Origin of the sequence: Sulfuriferula sp. GW1, from assembly GCF_047300855.1 — a bacterium.
Lineage (GTDB): Bacteria > Pseudomonadota > Gammaproteobacteria > Burkholderiales > Sulfuriferulaceae > Sulfuriferula.
Genome location: NZ_CP170197.1, coordinates 1,791,997 through 1,817,357 on the forward strand (window position 1 = coordinate 1,791,997; position 25,361 = coordinate 1,817,357).

Consider the following 25,361-nt stretch of genomic DNA (forward strand, 5'->3'; position numbering starts at 1 on the left):
GTTTGCACAGCAAGCAAGGGTACAGCAGCAGCTAGCCTGTAAACAAATCTGCGTGGCGCAGTTTGTGCCGATCACGCGCACGCCGGGTGAAGCCCACCCGGTCAAAGAATTCCAGAATCTGGATCGCCAGTTTGCGTCCGACGCCGATACGATCGCGAAAAACAGCAGCTTCGAGCAGATCGTCTTGTGCCAGTTGGCGGGCGATGGTAGCGAGTGCCGTGACCGATCCACGCGTGAAAAAATGGTCGTGTGCCACCTGAAACACATCCCCCAAACGTGCCAATCGCTGCAATAGCAGACGCATGGCAGATTCGTCCACATCCAGGACATTCGCAATATCCCGCACTCTGGGTGGCTGGTAAGGTGCGGCATCCAGTAATGGGCACACTTTGGCCCAGAGCTTTTCCTCGTGTGCCAACAGAGCCACGCTGTGACCCGGTAAATGCAACCACAATCCGCTGGCTTTGATGTTGCCAATGGCCAGCGATTCATCCGTGAGCGCCAGAAAAGCGGAGCGCGACAGCATCGGCGCAGTCATCCGGCGCAAACGCTCGCGATCCACGCCCAGCATATCTGGCACGCGTGCATGCTCAGCCGTCAATGTATCCAGCAGACGCTGTCTGAGCGTTTCCCACACCGTTGGGGAAAAGCCGATGGCTGTCTCCCCCTCCTCCACCTTGCGCATCGGCAACGCGGCCCACAAGGCACTTGCTTCGTCTTCGCGCAGATTCCAGTTCAGTGCAAAGCGGCGCAAATCCACACCGTTGGCACTCGCTTGCAGCATCGCCTGCATGGCTTCGGCAGGCGCGTCGGTTTCCAGCGCGCGCAGCAGTTCGATTCTGGACGGCGTGCGTCGTCCGCGCGCGGGCGGAAAACTGTCCAGCACGCGGCCACCCCCCAGGGTTCGGCTGGCAGACTGGTCGCGCACGATGAAACGATCGCCGTGCAGCGCACCTACGGGTTTGTCCAGCACCAGCTGCACCAAGGCGTCCATGCCGGGTGCCACCACCTCGCCTTCCAGCACCGACACACGCCCGGAGACATCCGTCGCGCCCAAGTGGATGTGCACCGGCGTCCAGTGGTGCAATGGTTTGTCCTCGCTGGCCAACACGCGCAGTTGTGCATCCAGCCGCGTCACTGGTGCATTTAGCGGCTCGGCCAGTACCCAGTCACCCCGTGCTACGGATGCTTTGTCCAGACCCGGCCCGACCAGGTTGAGTGCGCAACGCTGTCCGGCCACCCCGGTTTGCGCCGGGCGATCCTGGGCGTGGATGCTGCGCACCCGCACCGGGATATTGGAGGGCGACATGACCAGCTTGTCGCCTACAGTCACAACGCCGGAAAATACCGTGCCGGTGACCACCGTGCCAATGCCGGACAGCGTGAAGCAGCGGTCTACCGCCAGGCGGAAATGGCCGCCGGCCGAGCGTTGCTGCAGCGCCTGCGCTTCCGCTTCCAGGCGTTCGCGCAACGCGGGAATGCCGCTGCCAGTCAAGGCCGAAACGGGATAAATGTCGCTGCCTTGCAGGCCAGTGCCCAGCAGCAAGGCGGCGATGTCGGCGCGTACGGCTTCTAAACGATCGGCGGATACCCGGTCTGCTTTGGTCAACGCCACCACACCGCGTTGCAGCCCAAGCAGGTCGAGGATGTGCAGATGTTCGCGCGTCTGCGGCATGGGGCCGTCGTCGGCCGCCACCACCAGCAGCACAAAATCGATGCCGGTGGCACCTGCCAGCATGTTATGGATGAATTTTTCGTGACCCGGTACGTCAACGAAGCCGAGTACATCGCCGTTGGGCAGGGGCGTATAGGCGTAGCCCAGGTCGATGGTGATGCCGCGGGCCTTCTCTTCCTTGAGGCGGTCCGCGTCCACGCCGGTCAGGGCTTTGACCAGCGCGGTCTTGCCGTGGTCGATGTGACCTGCAGTGCCGATGATCAAAAGCGCAAAGAACCGAGTTGGGATTGCAGCATGTCTGCCTGCTCCAGGCAGCGCAAATCCATGCAGAATGCGCCTTCACTTACGCGGCCAATGACCGGAACCGGCAGATTGCGGAAGGCGTGCTCAATTTTTTTCAGCGCTGTGCCCTCGCCTTTTCCACGCACAACGGGCATCAGCGCCAGACAGAAGCTGGGCAGGCGATCTATCGGCAACGAACCGCTACCGATCTGGCTGTGGCAGGCGCGCACCTCAACCTGCGCCACGCCCGCCAGTGCGGCGCCCATGGCGGGCAACAGGGTCTGGGCAGTGCGTTCGATGTCGGCCACGGCGCGGGTAAGCAGGCGCAGCGTGGGCAAGCGCGCAGCCAGGCGATCCGGGTCGCGGTAGAGTTGCAGCACAGCCTCCAGCGCGGCCAGCGTCATCTTGTCCACGCGCAGTGCGCGTTTAAGCGGATTTTTCTTGATTCTGGCAATCAGGTCACAGCGTCCAACCAGGATGCCTGCCTGCGGCCCGCCCAGCAGCTTGTCGCCGCTGAAGGTGACCAGATCGGCACCGGCGACGAGCGAATCCATCGGGGTGGGCTCCTGGGGCAGGCCGAAGTCGCGCAGGTTGACCAGGGTGCCGCTGCCCAGATCCACCATGAAAGGCAAGTTGTGATTATGTGCAAGTTGCGCCAGTGCGGCTTCCTCGACTGCAGCGGTGAAGCCCTGGATGGCATAGTTGCTGGTGTGCACTTTCAGCAACAAAGCAGTTCTGGCGTCGATGGCCTCGGCGAAATCCTTGAGATGGGTGCGGTTGGTGGTGCCGACTTCCTTCAAGCGGCAGCCCGCCCGCGCCATGATGTCGGGCACACGGAACGCGCCGCCGATTTCCACCAGTTCGCCGCGCGACACGATCACCTGTTTGCGCAGGCCCAGGCTGTTGAGGGCGAGGAACACCGCAGCGGCGTTGTTGTTGACCACGGTGGCCGCTTCCGCGCCGGTAATTTCGCGCAATAGCGGCTCGATCAGATCATCGCGGTCGCCGCGTACGCCGCTGGCAAGGTCGTATTCCAGGTTGCAGGCTTGTGAGGCAGCCATCACCACTGCGGCCACCGCCTCATCCGGCAAACGCGCGCGCCCCAGGTTGGTGTGCAGCACGGTGCCGGTCAGGTTGAGCACCTGGCGCAAATGCGGTTGACGCGCAGCGGCCAGGCGCTGTTCCAGCACCTCGGCAAGTTTGATTTCAGCAAAGGCATCGGCGGGCAACGCCAGGTTGCCCGCCAGGCGCTCGCGCAGCTCTGCGAGCCATTGGCGCACTGCAGCAGTGGTGACTGCGCGGCCATAGGTTTCCGTCAAAGCGCGTACCGAGGGCAGGTTCAGCACGCGATCGACAGAGGGAATCGCGGGCAGCGGTGTGGCGGGCGCCGTTCCGTCTGCTGCGAGGGGGGACAAGCTCATACGTCGTGGGACCCCGGGAACAGCAGCAAGTTGGGACCGCTGCGCTGATAGCCCGCCTCATCCATGAGAATGTCCAGCGCCAGGCTCGCCAGATCGTCGGCAATCGGGTCGACTGCCATGTTTTTTTCCATATAGAAGATTTTCAGGTAGCTGTTGCACTCGTCGCAGGTTTCCGCTTTCACAGCTTCATCGCCGCCGTCGATATTGAAATAGGCAATACCCTTGGTGGACTCGCAATGGCTGCACTTGATGCGCACCATGTTCCATTCGCTTTCGCACAGGGAACAGTGCAGGTAGCGCAGCCCTTGTTCGACCCCGCCGATACGCACCACACTGGCGGTGGGCAGAGAGCCGCACGCCGGGCACAGGGTGTGCACGTCGGGACGGGGAAAATCGTCCGGTTCAAGGGCTGAGGCCAGTCGTACCCAATAGACCTGCAGCGCAGCACCGATCAACGGGGCCGCAGCCAGATCCACGCCAGCATAATCACCGCTTAGCAAACGGTCGGCAAAGACTTCCAGCTCCGTCTCCGATAACGCCTGGATACGGACTATTGCAGCTTGCGTAGCTGCGTTTGCCTGCCCCGACACTTGTTTCAGGATGGTGCTCAGACCCTCGCGCCAACTGGCGTCGCGCAGCAGCGTTTGGGTGCCCAGAGGTGGCATGCCGTGGGTTTTGCACAGCATGATTTGCTCGGCATCCGGCAGCTTGGGTGTACCCAGGTTATTCAGGGCGTGTTGTTGTGCCTCGGCCAGATGCCCCATAAAACGCAGGAAGTCGGCCATGGTGTGCCCCTCAGCGAGTGTCATCAAACGCCGTGAACGCTCGCCAAATAATACGCTGGCATTTGGCTGCCGCAGGAACGGCGGCTCAATGGACGGTGGCTGGATAAAGCCCGGTTCAATAATGGTCGTGGCCACGCATTTCTCCATTTTTTATTTTGCGATACCAGTCCAGGTGGTGCTGGCGTGCCCAGGCCTCGGTCACGGTGCCCCGCGTCATGGCACCCACCGAGCCCTTGACCCAGATTGCCGCGTAGATATGGATTATCAGCCCGGTAATCGCAACAAAAGCACTGAGCGCATGCACCAATACCGCCACTCGTATTAAGACGATGGGCACGTAAGGCGCGAAATACGGCTGCCAGATCAATATGCCGGTAATCAATAGCAGAACGATGCAGATTACCATGGTCCAGAAAAATAATTTCTGGCCGGCATTGTAACGTCCTACCGCCGGCAGTTTTTCCTCTTGATTGGTGACAACGTCATCCATTTGCCGTAGCCATTGACGGTCATTGCCGGTAATGAAATTGTGGCCCCAGAAACGGAGCGCAAGGACCAGGAACGCAACGAACATGACGACACCGATAAAAGGATGCAGGATGCGCGTCCACGGACCGCCGCCCAATAGGTGGGAGAGAAAGAAAAAAGCTGGATGAAACAACGCAAGACCACTCAGTGCCACCAGAATAAAAGTGATTGCCACAAACCAGTGATTGAACCGGTCTGATGGAGGATAGCGCTCTATCAAGTAAGGCCGTTTGGACATGATGGCTCCAATAAAAATTGCTCACGGGAAATGCAGGCACACGTCATGCTCTGCATCGGAATTAGATATCCTCTTTCTCAACATGCTCTGCTTCCTCTTCCTTGACCTCGTTCGGTCCAACCGTCACGTAGTGGAAGAAACCAACCAGTGCGGCCAATCCCAGACCGGCCGACAGCAGCGGTTTGGTGATTCCTTTCCATAACGAGACCAGCGGACTGATCTGGGGATTCTTGGGCAGATCATGGTAGAGCTCAGGCTTGTCTGCGTGTTGCAAAACATACATGACGTGGGTGCCGCCCACACCTTGCGGATCATACAGCCCGGCATTCTGATAGCCGCGCTCCTTGAGGTCGGTAATGCGCCCCTCCGCGTGGTGAATCATGTCGTCTTTGCTGCCGAACACCAGTGCACCGGTCGGACACGCCTTGATGCATGCGGGTTCCATGCCGACCGCAACCCGGTCGGAACAGAGCGTGCACTTGTAGGCCTTGTTATCCTTCTGCGAAATGCGCGGGACATTGAAGGGACAACCGGTGATGCAGTAACCGCAACCGATGCAGTTTTCCTCGTGAAAATCCACGATGCCATTGGCGTACTGAATGATGGCGCCGGGTGAAGGGCAGGCCTTGAGGCAACCGGGGTCTGCACAGTGCATGCAGCCATCCTTGCGGATCAGCCATTCCAGTTTGCCCTGTTCCACCTCGACTTCCGAAAAGCGCATTACGGTCCAGGAGTCCGCCGATAAGTTGGGCGGGTTGTCATACACTCCGACACAAGTGCCGATCTCATCACGTACGTCGTTCCACTCCATGCACGCTGACTGGCAGGCCTTGCAGCCAATGCACTTCGACACATCGATGAGCTTGGCTACCTTCATGGTTTGCCGTACATCCGGTGAGGGCGTCGTGGTCGCCGAGCGGCGTTGAATATCCAGGGATTGCAATGCCATGTCTTATCTCCTCAAGCTTTCTCGATGTCCACCAGAAAAGATTTGAACTCTGGCGTCTGGGTATTCGCATCGCCCACGTAAGGTGTAAGGGTGTTTGCCAGATAGCCGTTCTTCGCAACCCCTTTGAAACCCCAGTGGATCGGGATACCGACCGTATGCACCGTCTTGCCGTTCACCGTGAGCGCCTTGAGTCGCCTGGTGACGACCGCCACCGCCTTGATGTGGCCGCGGTTGGAACGCACTGTCACCATACTGCCATTCGCGATGCCTTTCTCTTTTGCCAGCGCTTCACCCAATTCGACGAATTGCTGCGGCTGGAGAACCGAATTGATGACCGCGTGCTTGGTCCAGTAATGGAAGTGCTCGGTGAGCCGGTAGGTGGTACCCGCGTAAGGGAAATCCTTGGCGGTGCCAAACTGCTCCAGATCGCCCTTGAATACCCGCGCCGCCGGATTGCTCACCACTTTAGGATGCAAGGGGTTGGTTCCGATGGGCGTCTCAAACGGCTCATAGTGTTCCGGGAATGGCCCTTCCACCATCTTGTCCAGCGCAAACAAGCGCGCCACACCCTCCGGTTGCATGATGAAAGGTTCCATACCCTGATCGGGTGCGGAATCCGGTTTGAAGTCGGGCACGTCGAACCCCACCCACTTGCTGCCATTCCAGTGGATGATGCTGCGCTTGGGGTCCCAGGGTTTGCCCGCAGGGTCGCAGGAAGCGCGGTTATAGAGGATGCGCCGGTTGGCGGGCCAGGCGAAAGCCCAGTCCAGGGTCTCCCCCAATCCGCTCGGATCAGCATTGTCCCGGCGCGCCATCATGTTGCCCTTTTCGGTCCATGCACCGGCGAAAATCCAGCAACCGCTGGCGGTGGAGCCGTTGTCCTGCAACAGGGCGAAGCTATCCAGCTGTTGCCCGGCCTTGACCAGCACCTTGGTCGCATCCTTCGGATCTGCAATATCAGCCAGCGCCTTGCCGTTGTATTCCCTGGCCAGTTCTTCCGGGCCGGGCACATCGGGAATAGCGTAATTCCAGGTCAAATTGAGGACAGGATCCGGGAAGGCACCGCCTTCTTTCTTATACATATCTCGCAGGCGGCTAAAGATGCCTGCCATGATCTCCGGGTCGCCTTTGGCCTCTCCAGGCGGCTCAGCGCCTTTCCAGTGCCATTGCATCCAGCGGCTGCTATTCACCAAGGCTCCGTCCTCTTCCGCGAAGCAGGAGGATGGCAGGCGGAATACCTCGGTCTGAATCCGGCTGGAATCCACATCATTGTATTCGCCGAAATTCTTCCAGAACTCGGAGGTTTCCGTCGCCAGTGGGTCAATGATGACGAGGTACTTGAGCTTGGCCAACGCGCCGCCGATTTTCGCCTTGTTGGGGAAAGAGGCAAGCGGATTGAAGCCCTGGCAGAAATAGCCGTTCATTTTGCCGTTATGCATATCCTCGAACACCTGCAGGACATCATGTACCTTGTCCAGTTTGGGCAGGTAGTCGTAGGCCCAGTTGTTTTCCTGAGTCGCCGCATCCCCAAACCAGGCTTTCATCAGACTTACGTGAAACTTGGGATAATTTTGCCAGTAGTTGAGTTGCCCGGGACGCAGCGCTTTCGGGGTGCGTGTTTCGATAAATTTCCCATAGTCCGTTTCCTTTTCGCCCGGCAGCGTCAGATAGCCCGGCAGCATATTGGAAAGCAGGCCAAGGTCGGTAAGGCCCTGAATGTTGGAATGGCCGCGTAGCGCATTCACCCCGCCGCCCGCCATGCCCACATTGCCGAGCAAGAGCTGTACCATGGCGGCGGTGCGGATAATCTGCGATCCGACGCTATGCTGGGTCCAGCCCAGCGCGTACATGATGGTCATGGTCTTGTTGGGTGCGCTGGTTTCCGCGATCATCTCGCACACCTTGAGGAACTGCTCCTTGGGCGTGCCGCAGATGTTGCTCACCACATCCGGTGTATAGCGGGCGTAGTGCTGCTTCATCAGATTGAACGCGCAGCGCGGATTGGCGAGCGTTTCGTCGACTTCGGCAAAGCCATCCGCGCCGATCACATAAGACCAAGTGCTTTTGTCGTAGCTGCGTTTAGCGGCATCGTAGCCTGAGAACAGGCCTTCCTCGAACTGATAGTCGCCATTGATCAGGAAAGTGGCATTGGTGTATTTCTTGACGTACTCGTGCTGGATCTTGTCGTGGGCCAGCAAATAGTTGATTAGGCCGCCCAGGAACGCGATATCCGTGCCGGTACGGATCGGTGCGTAATAGTCGGCCACCGCCGCCGAGCGGTTGAAGCGGGGATCCACCACCACCAGCTTGGCCTTGTTGTGGGCCTTCGCTTCCGTTACCCATTTGAAACCGCACGGGTGTGCCTCGGCGGCATTGCCGCCCATGATCAAAACCAGATTTGCGTTCTTGATGTCAACCCAATGGTTGGTCATCGCGCCGCGACCGAACGTAGGGGCAAGACTTGCCACCGTAGGTCCGTGTCAAACACGCGCTTGATTGTCGAATGCGAGCATCCCTAAACTGCGAACCACCTTGTGGGTCAGGTAACCACTTTCGTTGGACGAAGCGGACGCCGCAAGAAATCCTGTCGTGAGCCAACGGTTCACCGTCGCGCCTTCGGCATTCTTGGCGATAAAGTTTTTGTCCCGATCGTCCTTCACCAGCCGGGCGATGCGGCTGAAGGCATCATTCCAGGAAATGCGCTTCCACTCATTGGAACCCGCTGCGCGGTATTCAGGAAACTGCAGCCGGTTCGGACTGTGCACGAAATCCAGCAGCCCCGCACCCTTGGGACATAAGGTGCCGCGATTCACCGGATGATCCGGATCGCCTTCGATATGGATAATATTCAGTTTCGCGTTTTTGGCCTTGTCGCCCAAGCTGTACATCAGCAGACCGCAGCTTACCGAACAGTAGGGGCAGGTGTTGCGCGTTTCGGTGCTGCGTAGCAATTTGAATTCGCGCACTTCCGCCAGTGCGACAGCGGGTGAAAAACCCATTACGGCAAGGCTGGACCCGCCCATGCCTGCAGCACAGATTTTAAAAAACTGCCTACGGTTGACTTGCATCGCTTCCTCCAATGGATGAAATGATTACTGGGATATTAACAACTGCAAAAATACTAGCAATAAATATGCCGACATAAAAATACTTTAATAAACATATTGTTGGTTAATATTTAATTCAGGAGCATGGACAAAAATACCCATTTGCAAGACAGAATGTCCCAGCCTTGATGAGCGATTTGGCGTTATCACCAACACCATGCTTGCGACATGGGCCCAGAAGCATCACACTTTAAAGAGTAGACCAAAAAAATTAAATAATGTAGCAGGAGTTTGCAATGAGTACTTCACCTTACCTTGGCCAGGTGGATGCATCTGGCATGCCGACTGCGTCGTCTGAATTCGGTTCATGGCAGCAGTACGCCATACTGGTAATAGACGACGAAGGCGGCATGCGTAATTTTCTTGGCCGGGCACTAAGTAGCCGCTGCGGCGCGGTCAAGACAGCCGCCAGCGCAGAAGATGGCGCGCGCCTTGTAGAGGAGCAACACTTCGACCTGATCATCCTCGATGTTTCCCTGCCCGGTAAATCCGGCATCGAGTGGCTGCACGAATTGCGCCATACCGGCTTCTACGGCGACGTCATCCTGATTACCGCCTTCGCCGACATGGAAACCGCCATCGGTGCACTACGCGCAGGCGCTACCGATTTCATCCTGAAACCATTTCGTATCGACCAGTTGCTTAACGCCATCGGCCGCTGTTTCGACCGCGCCCATCTGGCGCGGGAAAATTTCGTGCTGCGCCGCGCCATGGCAGATCTGTCCGAAGTGACGGAACTGGTGGGAGAATCCTCCGCCATGGCTGAAATGCGCGCCATGATCAACCGCCTGGCGCCATTACCCACCACAGTACTGATCAGTGGTGAATCCGGAACCGGTAAGGAGGTTGTGGCACGTGCCTTGCACAACCATAGTCCGCGCGCCAGCCAGCCTTTTGTACCGGTCAACTGCGGCGCCATTGCAGCGGAACTTATGGAAAGTGAGCTGTTCGGTCATGTCAAGGGCGCCTTCACCGGTTCCAGCGGCGAACGCAAGGGACTGTTTTTCTACGCACAGGGCGGCACGCTGTTCCTCGACGAGGTGGGTGAACTGCCGCTTGCCATGCAGACCAAACTGCTGCGCGCGCTTGAGGAGAAAAAGATCCGGCCGGTAGGCTCGGAGCGCGAGATTCCTGTCGATGTGCGCATCATTGCTGCCACCAATCGCAAGCTTTCCAGCGCGGTTCATAGCGGGCATTTTCGGGCTGATCTGTTCTATCGTCTGGACGTGATGAGTATTCTTATTCCGCCTCTACGTGAACGGCGTGACGATGTCCTGCCGTTGGCGCGGCATTTCATGGGGCAACTATCCGCTCAACTCGGCGTACCACCCATCACCATCTGCGACGATATTCTGCAAGCCATGCGCGTTTATGCCTGGCCCGGCAATGCGCGCGAACTCAGAAACCTGATCGAGCGTTCGCTCATCCTGGGAAAATTCCCCATTGGCTGCGTGAGTCCGGTCAGTGCGCCTGCCCTTCCCGGTCAGGCACCGGTTACGCTTGAGGAAGTGGAAAAGCAACATATTCTGCGTGTGCTCGATAGCGTGTCCGGAAACAAGTCGGAAGCCGCCCGCCTCCTCGATATTTCGCGCAAGACGCTGGAACGCAAGTGCACCGTTTGGCAAATCTGATCCCGATATCGTGCAGTTGAGGTCTCTGAAATCCAGACTACAGTTTTCTGTCCGTTCCAAGCTGCTGTTTCTGGTGCTGCTGCCCCTGTTGGTGGTGCTTCCAATCCTGATAGGACTCACCTCATACTGGGCCAATACCTACTACGACCGCTTGCTGATTTTCAAGGTCAACAGCGATCTGGCCGTCGCCCATCAATATTTTGCCAACGTCACCGATCATCTGGGGCAGGAAGTCGGCGGTCTGGCACGCTCCTACAGCCTGGTTAACCTGTTGGGGCAACATACTCAGGCAGACAAGACCAACTGGCTGATGTGGACACGTGATGAACACAAGCTGGATTTCTTGTATCTGCTTGACACCCACGGCCGCATTGTCGCGCCAGCCAGCCGCTTCGAGGCCGCTGCATGGCCGATAGTGAAGCAGGCGCTACAGGGGGAATCCTCTACTGCCATCGACATTTTCTCACCCGCGCAACTGTCTGCGATTGACCCGGCATTGGCCCGCCGCGCCCTGATCGAGATCGTCCCCACGCGCAGTGCGGCAACCTCATCGCAACGCATGGAAACCCGCGGCATGATGATACATACTGCGACACCCGTCTATGACGCGCAGGGACAACTTGCGGGAGTGCTGGAAGGCGGCGTGCTGCTCAACCACAATCTGGACTTCGTCGACACCATCAACAACCTGGTTTACAAGGAAGGCTCGTTACCGTTCGGTTCCAAAGGCACGGCCACGCTGTTTCTGGATGACGTACGCATTGCCACCAACGTACGCCTGTTCGAGGGAAAACGCGCACTCGGCACCCGCGTCTCGCGTGTGGTGCGCGACACGGTGCTGGGGCATGGTACCACCTGGCTGCACCGCGCTTTCGTGGTCAACGACTGGTATGTGTCTGGCTATGAGCCCATTCAGGACAGCTTCGGAAAGCGCGTCGGCATGCTCTACGCAGGTTTCCTCGAAACGCCATTCGATACCGCCAAGACGGTTGCACTGGCGGGAATAATTCTGGTGATTGTGCTGGTGAGCGCGGTAGGTGGTTTTATCTCGTTGAAATGGGCCCGCGCCATTTTTCTGCCGCTGGAGAAAATGAACCAGACCATGAGCGCGGTGGAAGCGGGCGACCTGTCAGCGCGCACCGGCGCACTGGCAAGCCAGGATGAAATCGGCCAGTTGGCGCGACATTTTGATCAGTTGCTGGAAAAACTTCAGACTCAGAATCGCGAGATCAAAACCTGGGCCGATGAACTGGACAGAAAAGTCGTAGAGCGCACTATCGAACTGGAGTCAGCCAATCAACAACTGATAGACACCCAAAAACAATTGGCGATGTCGGAAAAGCTGGCGGCTATCGGTGAACTCACCGCGGGCGTGGCGCACGAGATCAACAACCCTACAGCAGTCATCCAGGGCAATCTCGATTTGCTGGTTGAACTGATCGGCGCACACGCCGACCCGGTACGCGAGGAAATTCGCCTTATCAACCAGCAGATACAGCGCATCCGCCTGATAGTCACCAATCTGTTGCAATTCGCACGCCCGGCGGAATTCGCCGGTTATGTCGAGCCAATGGATGTGAATCCGCTGCTGTCGGATTGCCTGGTATTGGTCAGGCACCAGCTTGGCAAAACGCGTATCGCGGTCACTCAGGACTATCGCGCAACACACCACATCGCGATGAACCGCAATGAGCTGCAGCAAGTCATCGTCAATTTGATGGTCAATGCCATCCACGCCATGCCAGAGGGCGGGGTCTTGACCTTGGTAACGCGTGACTGGGAAAACATCGGCGTCTGCATCAGCGTGTCCGATACTGGAGCAGGCATTGCGCCTGAAGTATTGCCACGTATTTTTGACCCATTCTTTACTACCCGCAAACAGCATGGCAGTGGACTGGGATTGTCGGTCAGCTATGGATTGCTGGAGCGCTATGGCAATCGCATCACGGTGACGAGTGAACCGGGTAAAGGCGCAACATTCACGATCTGGCTACGGGTCGAGCCAATTTATATGAAAGGCGAGGCTGTCGACTGAAGTATTGATCTCCGCCCGGCTTTTCCTGCCAGCGTTACATTTCGTTACAAATTGACACCCCTACTCCAGGCCTGGGCAGCTAATCTGCAGTTGTGCTCAGACATGCACGCGGACCAGGTAGCTTTCAGCTACTTTTTTGAACCGCATGTTGGTTGCAAGCCACTTAATTAGGAGACACATCATGAACAGTACACATCGATTGATTACAGCTTTACTGGTGGGTGCCAGCCTGCTGATTGGCCTACCGAGCCTGGCTCAAGCCGATGACGACGATTGGGGACATCTCGGCATTAACTTTTCGGTAGGCGCCCCAGTTTATTATGGGCCGCCCGCCTATGTTTATACGCCGCCGCCTCGAGTCTATTATGGGCCGCCGCGACCCGTCTATTATGATCGCGGATACGGCTACTGGCACGATCGCGGACGTTGGCATGGCCGTGGACATTGGCGTCATCACGAACACGACGATGACGATGACGATTGAGCCTTAATTCGGACTAAACACTGTCAGTCGTAACTCAGACCCATCGCCTCGCGCACGTCACGCATCGTCTCGCGCGCGAGGTCACGAGCTTTTTCGCAACCATCGGCAATGAGGTTACGTACTAACGACGGACTATCCTGGTACATCCGGGCACGTTCGCGCATCGGCTCCTGCTCTTTCAACACACCTTCGATGACAGGCTGTTTGCATTCCAGGCAACCAATGCCTGCGCTGGTACAGCCTGCACGCACCCAGGTTTGCACATCCTCGCCGGAATACACCAAATGCAACTGCCACACTGGACATTTTTCCGGCGATCCGGGATCGGTGCGCCGTACGCGTGCCGGATCGGTGGGCATGGTGCGAATTTTCTTGGTTACACTTTCCGCATCTTCGCGTAGGGAGATAGTATTGTTGTATGACTTGGACATTTTTTGTCCGTCCAGGCCGGGCATTCTGGATGCCGCGGTGAGCAGCGCCTGCGGTTCGGCCAGGATCATTTTGCCTCCGCCTTCGAGGTAACCAAACAGGCGTTCCCGGTCGCCCAGCGACAGATTCTGCTGTTCGTTGAGTAACGCCTTGGCAGATTCCAGTGCTTCGTCGTCGCCCTGCTCCTGATAGCGTGTGCGCAATTCCCCGTATAAGCGCGCTTTTTTGGCGCCCATTTTTTTGACAGCAGCTGCGGCCTTTTGCTCGAAGCCAGGCTCACGCCCGTACAGGTGGTTGAAACGACGTGCCATTTCACGCGTGAACTCGATGTGCGGCACCTGGTCTTCTCCCACCGGCACCTGATTCGCGCGGTAGATCAGTATGTCCGCACTTTGCAGCAGCGGATAGCCCAGAAAACCATAGGTGGACAGGTCTTTCTCGCTCAACTTTTCCTGCTGGTCCTTGTAAGTAGGCACCCGTTCCAGCCAACCAAGCGGTGTAATCATCGACAGCAGCAGATGCAGTTCGGCATGCTCCGGCACCTGCGACTGGATAAACAACGTAGCCTGGGACGGATCGACGCCCGCAGCAAGCCAGTCAATCACCATTTCCCACACGTTGTCCTGAATCACCTCGGGTGTGTCGTAATGGGTGGTCAAGGCATGCCAGTCTGCTACGAAAAACAGGCATTCGTATTCGTGCTGGAGATTAACCCAGTTTTTCAATACGCCATGGTAGTGGCCCAGATGCAGACTGCCGGTAGGGCGCATGCCGGATAAAACGCGGTTTGCGTACATGATTGTATTTAGTTGGTGATAATTTGGATGAGGGTAGCGATCTCGGCATGACCCAGGCCGGAGAAAGCACCCGTAATAACGATGACCAGCATTAATAAGGGGCTGAGTATCAGCCCGAGCCAGCCAATAAACATCAGCGCAAGCAAAATATAAAACCCATACGGCTCGATTTGTGCAAAGCGGTAGGCATAAGGCCCTGGCAGTAAGCTCACGGCGATCCGTCCGCCGTCCAGCGGCGGCAATGGCAGCAGATTCAACGCCATCAACACTGCATTGATGAAAATGCCTGCTGCGCCCATCAGCGCCAAGGGTTGGGTATAACTATCGCCCAGCGCTATTCCCAGCTTGATGATCAGCGCCCATAATATGGCCATGAACAGATTGGCTGCGGGTCCTGCTACGGCTACCCACAACATGTCGCGCTTGGGATTACGCAGCGCGCCAAAATTGACCGGCACCGGTTTGGCCCAGCCGAACAGAATGAAGCCGCCACCCAGCACTTTACTCAGTAACAGGATGCTCAGCGGTACCAGGATGGTACCCACCGGATCGACATGCTTGAAAGGATTGAGCGTGACGCGTCCCAGCATCCAGGCAGTCGAGTCACCAAAAAACTTGGCGACATAACCGTGCGCCGCTTCATGCAGGGTAATGGCGAAAATGACCGGAATGATCCAGACGCTTATTTTTTGTATCAGGTTAAGTTCCATTAATTCAATCCAAAAGGTTGCAGGTCACCGCGTCCGGCGCGCACTAATACGGGTGCGTCGCCAGTAAGGTCAATTACTGTAGTGAATTCCACATCACAGGCGCCGGCGTCCACGATTAGATCCAGGCGCTTTTCCAAACGTTCACGGATATCTTCGGCTTCGTGCATGGGTAGTGCGTCGCCCGGCAGGATCAGCGTCATGCTGATAATAGGTTCACCCAGCTCTTCCAGGAGTGCCAGGGTAACCAAATGTTCCGGCACGCGCAGACCTATCGTATTGCGTTTGGGATGTTGCAGGCGTTTGGGCACCTCGCGCGTCGCCTCAAGTATAAAGGTGTAACTGCCTGGAGTATTTGCCTTTAGCAGACGAAACTGGGGGTTATCCACCTGGGCATAACGCGCAATCTCGGACAAATCCCGGCACATCAGAGTGAAATGATGTTTGTCGTCAACTTCACGAATGGCGCGGATACGATCCTGCGCAGCCTTGTCACCCAAGTGGCAACCCAGTGCGTAGCTTGAGTCGGTAGGAAAAGCAATCACGCCGCCATCACGCAAAATCGCCACAGCCTGTTTAATAAGGCGTGGCTGCGGGGTATCCGGGTGCAACGTAAAATACTGCGCCATCGCTTAACCGACCGCCCAGTCATGCCAGATAGGGGTGCACAACTCAGGTAATGCGGGCAGACGCCCGATGTCACGATAACCTTCACCGGGGGCATGAAAATCCGAGCCACGCGAGGACAATAAACCGAATTTTTGCGCAAGCTTGGCATATTGCGGGTATTGCTCTGGCGTGTGGCTGCCGGTCACCACCTCTATGCCCACACCACCCAGATTCCTGAATTCTTCCAGAAGTTCATGCATTTTACCGCTACCCATCTGATAGCGGCCTGGGTGCGCAATGACCGCTTGACCACCGCTCGCCACAATCCAGCTTACTGCTTCTGCCAGGCTTGCCCATTGGTGGCTGACATAGCCTGGCTTGCCCTTTACCAGATACTTCTTGAATACGGTACGCACATCCTTGACGATACCTTGCGCCACCAGGTAGCGCGCAAAATGCATACGGCCAATCAAATTTTTGTTACCCGCATGTTGATAAGCGCCTTGCAAGCTGTCTTTGACCCCCGCTTTATCAAGCTGAGCAGCCATTTTCGCGGCGCGTTCGCCGCGCCCGTAACGTATACCTTCGAGCCCCGCACTCAATACGGGGTGAACCGGATCGATATGCAGCCCGACGATGTGCAGGGTATGACTACCCCAGGTCACGGAAATTTCCACACCGTTCACCAGTTGGATACCATGCTCCAGCGCCGCCGCACGCGCGGCTTCAAGGCCGGCAACGTCATCATGATCAGTGAGAGACAATACCGTTACCCCCTGGGCGGCAGCGCGCGCGACCAATTCGGCCGGCGGCAACGTGCCGTCGGAGACATTGGAATGGCAATGCAAATCGAAATTTTGTTCAGGCATGGCAGGTGACTTGTGAAATACAGGCAAATCATAGCAAAATACGCACTCCCCCACTATCCCGATACGTCCTTATCTATGCCTATCCCTGCGGAAATCCGCACCAGTTTTGCTGAGGCAAACAATCTCGTGCTGCAATCCTTTTCCGAATCCGGCATACAGGCAGGCAGTCAAGTGACTCCCGATCAACTGGGAGAAGCGATCGAGCAATTCCTGTATGTGTTCGATAAACTGGATAATGAATATGGTGAAACCGGCCCGCTACCTTATGACGACGTAAGCCAGCTTGGAGATCACGCCATCGGATTCTTGATGGACCTGGCTTACTGGGCGGAACGATTGAGATTGCCCAAATCGAAAATGGACCTGGAAAAAACGGCGCTGGCCGTGGCTCATTGGATAATCCGGCATGACGGTGAATTGCGCACGCTGGAACCCCTCGTCAACAGCCTGGCTGCCAGTGCCAATCTGACGCAGGACGTGCCTACGCTCAAAGCCATGTGTGAAGTAATTGGTGATGTAATCGAACATGCCGCGCCTGCTATCAAAAGCGATCTGGAAAAAAACGATACGGCCCGTCCCTGGCGCATTCTCAATTTCAATTACGCTATTGTTGCCACACGCACCCAGGATAAAGAATTAATGGCAAAAGCCTTCGATACGCTGGGACGAAATTTACCTGAGGATTGCCCCGAATTTTTCGAGCAAGGGCTGCAACAGGCCCAAAAAGAGGTATATGGCGCGGAAGTACGCGAACTGATGCAAGATTACTTTAAACGCTGGGCTACAAGGCATTGAACCATGAAATTTCTGTTTGATTTTTTCCCTATCCTGCTTTTTTTCATCGCGTATAAATTTGGGGGTATCTATGTTGCAACAGGCGTTGCCATTGCCGCCAGTTTTGTACAAATTGGCTGGGTGATGGCGCGCGGCAAAAAGGTCGAACCCATGATGTGGATCAGCCTGGCGATTATTGTCGTGTTCGGTGGTGCAACGCTATTGTTGCACAATGAAACCTTTATTAAATGGAAGCCAACTGTACTCTACTGGCTGTTTGCGGCGGTTTTATTGGGCGGTTCCTGGTTGTTCAAAAAAAACATCATGCGTACGATGATGGCCAAGCAAATCAGTCTGCCAGACACTGTATGGAATAAACTTAATCTGAGTTGGGCGGCTTTTTTCGTCGTCATGGGCGCAACGAATTTGTATGTGGCGTACAGTTTTTCCACCGATATATGGGTGGATTTCAAGCTGTTCGGCAGTACCGCCATGATGCTGGTGTTTGTCATCGCACAAAGCCTCATCCTGTCCAAACATATGAATAACGAGGAATAGATAGCGTGTGGTACGCAATCATGAGCGAAGACATCAACGGCAGTCTGGCGCAACGCATGGCTGCCCGGCCTGCTCATCTTGAACGCTTAAAAGCACTGCAAAATGAAGGCCGTTTGCTTCTGGCTGGACCTTTTCCGGCGATCGATAACATCGATCCGGGTTCTGCAGGTTTTTCCGGCAGTTTGGTTGTTGCGGAATTTGATTCGCTCGAAGCAGCAAATATTTGGGCTGATGACGATCCCTATGTCATCGCAGGTGTTTACGCTCGGGTTATCGTCAAACCATTCAAAAAAGTCCTGCCTGCATGAGTACGATTGAACTTATGCACGACCGCTTAGCCTTAATGCAAGTAGAGCATCTTGATATTGAAGATGAAAGTGCACAACATGCCGGGCATGCAGGCGCTAGAAGCGGGGGTGGGCATTACAGGTTGCATATTGTTTCTGCAGCGTTTAATGGAAAAACAACCCTAGAACGCCATCGTATGGTATACGATGCGCTTGGTGAGTTAATGCATCATCACATACATGCTTTAAGCATCACTGCGCACACACCAGAAGAACTATAGTCGCCCTGATTAATTTAACTAAAGGATCAACAGATGCTATTGAAAAAAATTACTGCCGCTACCGTTTGTGTTATAGGGCTGACTGCTCTGACCGGCTGTAATGCAGCTGAAACCACCGCTAAGCCGGATACGAAAGTTTCCTCTACCGCTGCTTCCTCAAAACCCGTTGCCGTCGTAAATGGCATAGCGATCCCGCAGAGCCAGTATGATCTGCTCAAACAGGATCGCATTCAGCAAGGCCAGCCAGACAACGAACAGACTGCCGCCGCATTACGGGATAGCCTGATCAACGCCCAGATACTCGCGCAACAAGCCACCAAAATGGGACTGGATAAAGATCCCACCATGCAAACCCGCCTGGATCTGGTCAAAACAGAAATGCTGGCCAAAGCTTTTCTGGCCAATTACATCAAAACCCATCCTATAAGCGAAGCTGATCTGAAAGCCCAATATGACAAGGTCAAGGCTCAGATGGGTAGCAAAGAATATGAGGTCAGCCACATTCTGGTTGACAATGAAGCTGAGGCCAAGAAAATTATCGCCGAACTCAACAGCAAGAAAGCCAAATTCGAGGATTTGGCCAAGAAATATTCCAAGGATTCCTCTGCAGCCAAAGGCGGCCTGATTGGTTGGGCTGCCCCCGGCAATCTGGTGAAGGAGTTTTCCGATGCCATGGTGCAACTGAAAAAAGGCGAATACACCAAAACTCCAGTGCATACCCAATTTGGATGGCATGTTATCCGCGTAGACAATATCCGGGACCTGAAACTGCCTCCTTTCAATGAAGTAAAAGATCAATTGCGCGGGCAAATGGAGCAGGAAATGATCAAAAAAGAAATTGCGGATATGCGTGCCAGCGCCAAAGTAGAATAGTCTTTGCGCCTGGGATGAGGAAGCGCGGCTATGCCGCGCTTTTTTGTTCCAATGATTCCGAAACAATATTCAGATGCAAAAATTATTGAAACGACTATGCTGAATACACATTGATTTAACGTGCGAGCTAGTGTTCTTTAGGTAAATGATTGTGAGGCAGCAATGAGTGACAAAGACCGACTAAATCTCCAGGATCAGTTCCTGAATGCGTTACGCAAGGAGCACATGCCTGTATCCGTGTTTCTGGTGAATGGCATCAAACTGGTAGGCAAGATCGAATCATTTGATCAGTACATGGTAATGCTGAAAGGTCATGACAATGTCAGCCAGGCTATTTTCAAGCATGCCATTTCGACAGTTTCACCCTCAAGACAAGTTTCTATAGAAGAAAATACCGGCAAACCGGAGTAATCTGAACAGCCGGTGAATTTTTCTGCGACAGTGTTGTTTAACTTATTCAGCAATAACTTTTGATTTGGCGGAGAGGGCGGGATTCGAACCCGCGTTAGGATATTATCCTAAACACGCTTTCCAGGCGTGCGACTTAAACCGCTCATCCACCTCTCCGGAATATCATTTTCTGGAAGCCAAATAATGCTTTTCGTGCAACCCCAGAAAGGGCGCAAGAATACCGGAGATGGCGTTTAACAGCAAGGTGTTTATCGTCTTGCAATGCCTCTTCAAAAGAAAAATGGTATGATTGGCGACTGTTAATATTGTTCTGAACAAGGCATTTTGCATGGCGTATGCCGAACTCTCACTGCTGGAACAACTCGCCACCAACAGTTCACCCTACCATGACCCGCTGCAACGGCTGAATTGGGAGACGCTGGACACCAAAGCGTACTGGCTACCACCGACAGCCATCTCCTTGTTTGGAACGCGCGAATATGACGAGTTAGCGGAAACCACCCGCATTCGTCTGTCGCAATACGAGTTCACCGGCTTTATTCAGGCAGGCTTGTGGCTCGAAGCCATTTTCGTGGAACGCCTGTCACGCAATCTCCGACACACCCAGTCGGCACAGGAGCTCGCTTACTACCTGCATGAGATACGCGAGGAATCCGGGCATAGCCTGATGTTTCTCAAGTTGATGGAAAAAGGCGGCCTGCGCCTGCCCGGCGTATGGCGCAACCGGCCACGCACTGCGGATTTTCTTGGTCGCCATGCACCGATCAATACCACGCTATTCTGGCTGGCCGTAACGATAGGTGAAGAGGTCCCAGACAAACTTAACCGCTACATCCGTACGCACGGTAATGACAGCGTAGACCCGTTGATTCGGCAGATGTGCACGTTGCATGTAATTGATGAAGCGCGCCACATTGCCCATGCGCGCAATGCGCTCGAGCAAAGCCTGGCGCGTACCTCGGCCTGGCACAAGAAGTTGCTGACCCCAGTAGTTAATTTATTGATACGCCAGTTCGTAACGACTTTTTATCTGCCACAGACCGATGTTTATGAGCTGTCCGGTCTTAATCCCGGCCACCAGTGGCGTGAGATTGCCCGGCACAATCCGGCGCGACGCGAGTTCATTCAAGCCTGCCTGAATCCAAGTTTGAACCTGCTACGCGGGCACGGATTTGCGGTAAAGGATCCCGCCCTTTGACCGTCAGCTAGTCCTGTAAAATCTCCATTACCTTGTTGAACAGAGCCGTGCGCGCCTGTTCGGGCGCTTTGTTCAAAGCGCCTGTCCATACTGGAAACAAGGTAGCTTCCTCGCGTTGCTCATGCTTGGACAAGTACCCTGCGAGAATGGCCAGCAAAGGCCCTATACTCGCACTACTCGCGTCCGCTTCTTCAAAGCCGGCTTCAATCATGACCGACTGATTCAGGATTTCGTCGTGTTCCTGCATCATCGCAGCGCTGGGATCAAAACCCTGGGCATTGGGGGGGGTGCGGATGGCCCGCGCCAGCAGGTCATGCTCCACTCGCAGATGCTTGCGCAGACCCTCGGTAAAAGCGCGCATTAACCCGTGGGCCATCTCCAGTTGACCGTTATCGGTAAGGTGGATGACCTGAGAGAACATCGCATCCAGCCGTTTGTGGTCGCGCTTGAGCATATCCAGCACGTCCACTGGCGGCACATCCTCGGCGCGATGAATCACTGCACGCCAATGCTGACCTGGGTCTTCGCTCAATTCCCAGCGCAGGTTGTTGCGCAACTGCAAATTGAGGCTGTGCAGGATAATGGCCGGATCTTCAGCAAACAGGAAGGTGACGGTCTCGCCGCGTGCCATATCCTTGATTTCATAAAAAACGGAAGTTTGCAGCTGGCTGGATGCATGCCCGGTCAAGTCACAGAAATGATTATCGGCTGTCATTGCAATCAAAATCCGAACATGTGATCCAGACAAAACGCCTGCTCGCCGTGCAATGTGCCGTGATATCCGAACAGGCGGCATGTCACGTCGCGAATGATGATGTAGGCGCCCTGCCCGGCCTGCCGACGATGATCCGCATCAAACATTTCCGAATAGCGCCAGTGCAGCGAACCACTGCATGGGATGGCGATTTTTTGTTGGGCAATTTCCTCACCCAATCCGTTGAACAAACTAAGCGTGGTATCGGAATGCGCATGCCAGGGTGTGGAAGCTGGATAAATCAGATGACACATGGTGTCCAGCGGCACATCGCCCAGCCGCAGGAACAGCCGCGTACTCAGGCCCGGAGGTGCGCTGGCGTAGGATTGCGGTTCGTTCTTGTAGGTGAGCACGGTGTTGAATACATGCGCGCCGAAGCTGGACTCGGCGATGTGGCCGCTACTGTTATGGGTGTAGCGGAACAGGCTGTGCAGCCAGCCATCGGCGCTGCCGCCGTGACTGAAATCATAAACCAGTTCGACGTGGCCGGAACCGCTGGGCAGATTGGCGCCCTGCTCCTTCAGCAATGCATTGATATCAAGCTCCACACTCTCGTTACGCTGCAGACAACCGAAATCGTGGCGCGCGGTTTCCACCCCGGAAGCGTCATACACGATTGCGGCGATCGGCAGATCCCGCTGCGCGGTGGACATCGGTGTGGGCTGTACAACGCTGCGCCATAGCGCCGTCGGCAAAATTGGGGCAGGCAGGATGTACCCTTTACCCATATACGTCGTCATGGCAGGAATACCAGGATCGACGACAAGATCGTTGCGCTCGACATTAACGTGTGCGATGCGGCTGCGCCCGTTTGTCACGTGTACCTCGTAGCGTGGTCGCACGAAATGGCGCCCTGCCTGTACTTCCAGTTGCTGCGGCCAGCGCGCTTCGGGAAATAGCGCAGCCACATCGAGTGCATAGCAGGCAAACGCCGGGATCATCTGATCCACATAACGAATGTCGTCAGACCCCATCAGATTGAGCCCCACTGCGCCCGCCGGTATAGGCACCGGGTGACTGTTTTGTATCCACATGACCACACGCTCATTGTCGCGCGGCGCGGGTAGTCCGGCAAACAAATCGGATGGCCAGGCATTGGCGTCATGGGTGCAGGACAGCACGGTGTCATCGTCACCAAAGGTATCCAGTGCATACTTGACCACATCGTGGCGCGCCACACCCAACACGTGCATGAACAGCGATCCGGTGAATTCGCCGAGATTGAAACGGCGGCGCACCTCCCGGCTATCCACGATCAGGCTGGCACCGGGCGCGGGGATTTCCTCCTGCCACTCGGCCAATACGCCGCCGTTGCTGTCGAACAGGCGCAACCACACAGTGGGCGGCTTGGCAGCTCCCAGCCCGGACCAGTAATCGCAGGTCACAATGCGGGTGTGCTGACCTGCCGCGTCCCGCAAAAAGCCGAAGTTGGTGGCAAAGTTGAGCGGATCAAGATAGCGCCGACGGTTGGTAAGCATGGTATCGGGCAGGCGCATGTCATCCAGGCTCATGACCGTCATGCCAGCGGGCAACAGATGGCGGATATGGTCCACCAGACGAGATGCGTCGAATGCAGTGACCAGCAATACCCGTGCGTCGCTTTGCGGCAGCCCGGTAACGGGCTGTACGCGCATGCCCAGCAAGGTTTTGCCGATGTCTTCCAGGCGCTGCACAAACACCGCCCGAATATCCAGCTCGGCCAGCGCATAAAATTCACAGAAACTCTCCGCCATCCCCAATGGGTCATACACAGCAACGCTGCCCTTATCCCGCAACTTGTCGAGTAAAGCAGCCGCAAGCGGTGCGCTAAGCGGGTGACCCAATGCCTTGAAAAAGCTGTTGCCGCCCTTGGCATTGCTGAAGGTTTCAATTTTTAACGCCATCTAGTTCAATCCCATACTTTGCTTGATTAAGCTGGCTACCCGGCTGGTTTCATCCAGTGGCGGGTAATGCCAGTCGGCTAATTCACCGGTAAAGGGTCGTGTGTAGCCACGCACCTGCAATTCTCGGTGAAATTGTTCAAATTTGTTATTGGCGCCAGTCAATCCCTCGATAAATACTGGCTTGCCGGTAAAGCATGCTTCTGATGCCATGTTGACCGAATCCGCAGTTACCACAAGATAATCGGCCAGTGCCAGATAACCCAGGTAGGGATTAGCGCCTGTGCCATCCCAGATCACCGAAGAGACATTCGACAAGCGTTGCCGCAGTACGTCCACTACCTCCGGCGCGGTACGCCGGGATGGCGTAACCACAATGCCGGCCCCATGGGCGGTCGCAGCGTGTATGAGCTTGTCCGCAAGTGCATTGGCAAGTGTTGTATCAATGCGCACACTGCGATTGGTGCCTCCCACCAGCACGCCTAGCAATGGCCTTGGCAGATGTGCCAATTGCGGGGCAAATTGTTCTGCTGCCCGATGCAAACGTTCCGCCGTTACGCTATTCACTGCCCCCAGCGTTTCGATCACATTGGCGCCGTTGCAGCGATCGTGCAAGGGTGCGACGACCCAATCGAAATGGCGCAATGCAACCTGGGGATTCTGGATACGGATATTCACGGTTCGCCCAGCACTGGCGCGTTTAATGGCGATGGAAAGTGCGACCGTCAGGCGGCCGGTCCCTACGACCACATCCGGCCAGGGTGGCGCGAGGCGATCGCTGTCCGCGCCCAGAAACTGCAGCGGTCTAATCCATAGTTGCGGCGGCAGATACTTCCACGGTGCGGTCGGCACCACCGTTTTTTTTATCACTTCCAGCCCCAGCGCATGGGCAAGGCCGAATGACTGGTTGTCCATCCCGATAATGCCGGTGGACAGCACCCAGCAGACTTTATTTGCCATGCGTATCAATAACCGGCGGAAGCCTTGCCACCAAACAGGTTTTTGAAGAAAGCCGAAATGCCATGCCGTTTTTGCTCACGCCGTTTGACCTTCTCATTGACCACCCAATTCAATTGAATTGCCCGACGCGGTCCTACAAAAGGCTTGTGTCCATGCCAGGAATGATCACTGCGCCGGAAAGCCAGTAACGTGCCAATACTCGGATCCACTTCGGCGACATAGTCCTCTAGGTCCGTGCCTGAACGCAACAGACGCAATCGCCCCCCTGATTCATGCCAGTCCTCGTTGAAATAAATCAGCATGGTAATGATTTTGGTGCGGCTGTCAGTGTGAATGCGGCCATCCGTTTCATCGGTATGCCCCCGCACGGTGATGATGGTCGGGCGACCAGTCAAATCCAGGCCAAACTTTTGTTCCACTGCTCGGCGGAAAGTATCCCCTTCCAGTTCGGCCAGCAACTCACGGAATGCGCCTCCGAATTGCAATGTCTCCGAGGGGAAACTGCCCGGCTTGGAAATGTTGGGGAAATCACGTGAAATAGCCGCAATCATTTCCTGTCGCAAAAAACCCGGCAGGATCAGGTATTCAAATGGTGTTTTCTCTAGCGCTGCCGCATTGAATTTGTCCAGATCCAGCATGGAGAGCGCGGCGTGTACTGGAGCTGTCTGCGAATTTCCTTGCACCGATAGCGTGTTCATTTCAGACACTCTTTATCAATAAATTGCTGCAAGTCTAGCGGCTTTCCGCAGAGGCATAAAGCCATCTACCCCCCTGTCCCGGTTTAATCGACAAAAAATATTTTCCAGCTATTGAATTTATCCAATTCACCCGCATTTGTG

The 25,361-nt window shown here is 55.6% G+C and carries 24 protein-coding genes and 1 tRNA gene; 10 read left to right on the forward strand and 15 right to left on the reverse strand.

Going from position 1 to position 25,361, the window contains the following annotated elements:
* Positions 1-31: 31 nt before the first annotated feature.
* The 6 genes from selB to fdnG form a co-directional block, all read right to left on the reverse strand.
* Positions 32-1,939: a selenocysteine-specific translation elongation factor gene (gene selB / locus ACFDAU_RS08725; protein ID WP_413436551.1), complete on the reverse strand. Its 1,908-nt coding sequence runs from the start codon at positions 1,937-1,939 to the stop codon at positions 32-34.
* Positions 1,936-3,378, reverse strand: a complete 1,443-nt coding sequence (selA, locus tag ACFDAU_RS08730) for an L-seryl-tRNA(Sec) selenium transferase (RefSeq protein ID WP_413436552.1) — start codon at positions 3,376-3,378, stop codon at positions 1,936-1,938. The genes selB and selA overlap by 4 nt, the downstream gene beginning before the upstream one ends.
* The gene (gene fdhE, locus ACFDAU_RS08735; protein ID WP_413436553.1) at positions 3,375-4,298 is read right to left on the reverse strand and encodes a formate dehydrogenase accessory protein FdhE; all 924 of its coding nucleotides are present in this window, start codon (positions 4,296-4,298) and stop codon (positions 3,375-3,377) included. Before fdhE ends, selA begins: the two co-directional genes overlap by 4 nt.
* Positions 4,279-4,929, reverse strand: a complete 651-nt coding sequence (locus tag ACFDAU_RS08740) for a formate dehydrogenase subunit gamma (protein WP_413436554.1) — start codon at positions 4,927-4,929, stop codon at positions 4,279-4,281. Before ACFDAU_RS08740 ends, fdhE begins: the two co-directional genes overlap by 20 nt.
* Positions 4,930-4,990: 61 nt before the next feature.
* Positions 4,991-5,878 (reverse strand): formate dehydrogenase subunit beta, encoded by an 888-nt coding sequence (gene fdxH / locus ACFDAU_RS08745; protein ID WP_413436555.1) that lies wholly within the window; start codon positions 5,876-5,878, stop codon positions 4,991-4,993.
* 11 nt (positions 5,879-5,889) lie between these two features.
* The gene (fdnG, locus tag ACFDAU_RS08750) at positions 5,890-8,946 is read right to left on the reverse strand and encodes a formate dehydrogenase-N subunit alpha (protein ID WP_413436556.1); all 3,057 of its coding nucleotides are present in this window, start codon (positions 8,944-8,946) and stop codon (positions 5,890-5,892) included.
* 275 nt (positions 8,947-9,221) lie between these two features.
* Here fdnG and ACFDAU_RS08755 point away from each other — a divergent pair, with 275 nt between their 5' ends.
* The 3 genes from ACFDAU_RS08755 to ACFDAU_RS08765 all read left to right on the forward strand — a co-directional run bounded on the left by ACFDAU_RS08755 (position 9,222) and on the right by ACFDAU_RS08765 (position 13,135).
* On the forward strand, positions 9,222-10,616 hold the full coding sequence (locus ACFDAU_RS08755; protein WP_413436557.1) for a sigma-54-dependent transcriptional regulator: 1,395 nt from the start codon (positions 9,222-9,224) through the stop codon (positions 10,614-10,616).
* A 10-nt stretch (positions 10,617-10,626) separates the two neighbouring features.
* The gene (locus ACFDAU_RS08760; RefSeq protein ID WP_413436558.1) at positions 10,627-12,651 is read left to right on the forward strand and encodes a cache domain-containing protein; all 2,025 of its coding nucleotides are present in this window, start codon (positions 10,627-10,629) and stop codon (positions 12,649-12,651) included.
* 181 nt (positions 12,652-12,832) lie between these two features.
* Positions 12,833-13,135, forward strand: coding sequence for a hypothetical protein (locus ACFDAU_RS08765; protein WP_413436559.1), 303 nt, complete (start codon positions 12,833-12,835; stop codon positions 13,133-13,135).
* 23 nt (positions 13,136-13,158) lie between these two features.
* Here ACFDAU_RS08765 and ACFDAU_RS08770 read toward each other — a convergent pair whose 3' ends face one another.
* From ACFDAU_RS08770 to ACFDAU_RS08785, 4 genes are read right to left on the reverse strand one after another with little or no spacing between them, the layout of a single operon-like run.
* Complete coding sequence (locus ACFDAU_RS08770) at positions 13,159-14,361, reverse strand: tryptophan--tRNA ligase (RefSeq protein WP_413436560.1); 1,203 nt, start codon at positions 14,359-14,361, stop codon at positions 13,159-13,161.
* 8 nt (positions 14,362-14,369) lie between these two features.
* Positions 14,370-15,071 carry a site-2 protease family protein gene (locus ACFDAU_RS08775; protein ID WP_413436561.1) on the reverse strand — a complete coding sequence of 234 codons (702 nt, stop codon included), beginning with the start codon at positions 15,069-15,071 and terminating at the stop codon, positions 14,370-14,372.
* Entirely contained in the window at positions 15,071-15,697 is a 627-nt protein-coding gene (locus ACFDAU_RS08780; RefSeq protein ID WP_413436562.1) for an L-threonylcarbamoyladenylate synthase, read from the reverse strand. Before ACFDAU_RS08780 ends, ACFDAU_RS08775 begins: the two co-directional genes overlap by 1 nt.
* Positions 15,698-15,700: 3 nt before the next feature.
* Positions 15,701-16,546, reverse strand: coding sequence for a 3',5'-nucleoside bisphosphate phosphatase (locus ACFDAU_RS08785; RefSeq protein WP_413436563.1), 846 nt, complete (start codon positions 16,544-16,546; stop codon positions 15,701-15,703).
* A gap of 75 nt (positions 16,547-16,621) precedes the next feature.
* Here ACFDAU_RS08785 and ACFDAU_RS08790 point away from each other — a divergent pair, with 75 nt between their 5' ends.
* From ACFDAU_RS08790 to hfq, 6 genes are all read left to right on the forward strand, one after another.
* Positions 16,622-17,341: a hypothetical protein gene (locus ACFDAU_RS08790; RefSeq protein WP_413436564.1), complete on the forward strand. Its 720-nt coding sequence runs from the start codon at positions 16,622-16,624 to the stop codon at positions 17,339-17,341.
* Between the two features lie 3 nt (positions 17,342-17,344).
* On the forward strand, positions 17,345-17,878 hold the full coding sequence (locus ACFDAU_RS08795; RefSeq protein WP_413436565.1) for a septation protein A: 534 nt from the start codon (positions 17,345-17,347) through the stop codon (positions 17,876-17,878).
* Between the two features lie 5 nt (positions 17,879-17,883).
* The gene (locus tag ACFDAU_RS08800) at positions 17,884-18,186 is read left to right on the forward strand and encodes a YciI family protein (RefSeq protein ID WP_413436566.1); all 303 of its coding nucleotides are present in this window, start codon (positions 17,884-17,886) and stop codon (positions 18,184-18,186) included.
* Positions 18,183-18,446 (forward strand): BolA family protein, encoded by a 264-nt coding sequence (locus ACFDAU_RS08805; protein WP_413436567.1) that lies wholly within the window; start codon positions 18,183-18,185, stop codon positions 18,444-18,446. Before ACFDAU_RS08800 ends, ACFDAU_RS08805 begins: the two co-directional genes overlap by 4 nt.
* Before the next feature lie 33 nt (positions 18,447-18,479).
* The gene (locus tag ACFDAU_RS08810; RefSeq protein WP_413436568.1) at positions 18,480-19,319 is read left to right on the forward strand and encodes a peptidyl-prolyl cis-trans isomerase; all 840 of its coding nucleotides are present in this window, start codon (positions 18,480-18,482) and stop codon (positions 19,317-19,319) included.
* A gap of 162 nt (positions 19,320-19,481) precedes the next feature.
* A complete protein-coding gene (gene hfq, locus ACFDAU_RS08815; protein WP_413436569.1) occupies positions 19,482-19,730 on the forward strand; it encodes an RNA chaperone Hfq in 249 nt (82 codons plus the stop codon).
* Between the two features lie 65 nt (positions 19,731-19,795).
* Here the strand turns inward: hfq and ACFDAU_RS08820 are convergent.
* Positions 19,796-19,886, reverse strand: a tRNA-Ser gene (locus ACFDAU_RS08820).
* A gap of 172 nt (positions 19,887-20,058) precedes the next feature.
* On the opposite strand from ACFDAU_RS08820, the gene ACFDAU_RS08825 reads away from it, so the two are divergent.
* Positions 20,059-20,928, forward strand: coding sequence for a diiron oxygenase (locus ACFDAU_RS08825; protein WP_413436570.1), 870 nt, complete (start codon positions 20,059-20,061; stop codon positions 20,926-20,928).
* Positions 20,929-20,935: 7 nt separating this feature from the next.
* Here ACFDAU_RS08825 and ACFDAU_RS08830 read toward each other — a convergent pair whose 3' ends face one another.
* Genes ACFDAU_RS08830 through ACFDAU_RS08845 form a run of 4 tightly spaced genes read right to left on the reverse strand, consistent with a single transcriptional unit; the run spans position 20,936 to position 25,220 of the window.
* Positions 20,936-21,643: a hemerythrin domain-containing protein gene (locus ACFDAU_RS08830; protein ID WP_413436571.1), complete on the reverse strand. Its 708-nt coding sequence runs from the start codon at positions 21,641-21,643 to the stop codon at positions 20,936-20,938.
* A 5-nt stretch (positions 21,644-21,648) separates the two neighbouring features.
* Positions 21,649-23,565 (reverse strand): hypothetical protein, encoded by a 1,917-nt coding sequence (locus tag ACFDAU_RS08835; protein WP_413436572.1) that lies wholly within the window; start codon positions 23,563-23,565, stop codon positions 21,649-21,651.
* Positions 23,566-24,522, reverse strand: coding sequence for a mitochondrial fission ELM1 family protein (locus tag ACFDAU_RS08840; RefSeq protein WP_413436573.1), 957 nt, complete (start codon positions 24,520-24,522; stop codon positions 23,566-23,568).
* 5 nt (positions 24,523-24,527) lie between these two features.
* On the reverse strand, positions 24,528-25,220 hold the full coding sequence (locus ACFDAU_RS08845; RefSeq protein ID WP_413436574.1) for a 2OG-Fe(II) oxygenase: 693 nt from the start codon (positions 25,218-25,220) through the stop codon (positions 24,528-24,530).
* Positions 25,221-25,361: the final 141 nt, after the last annotated feature.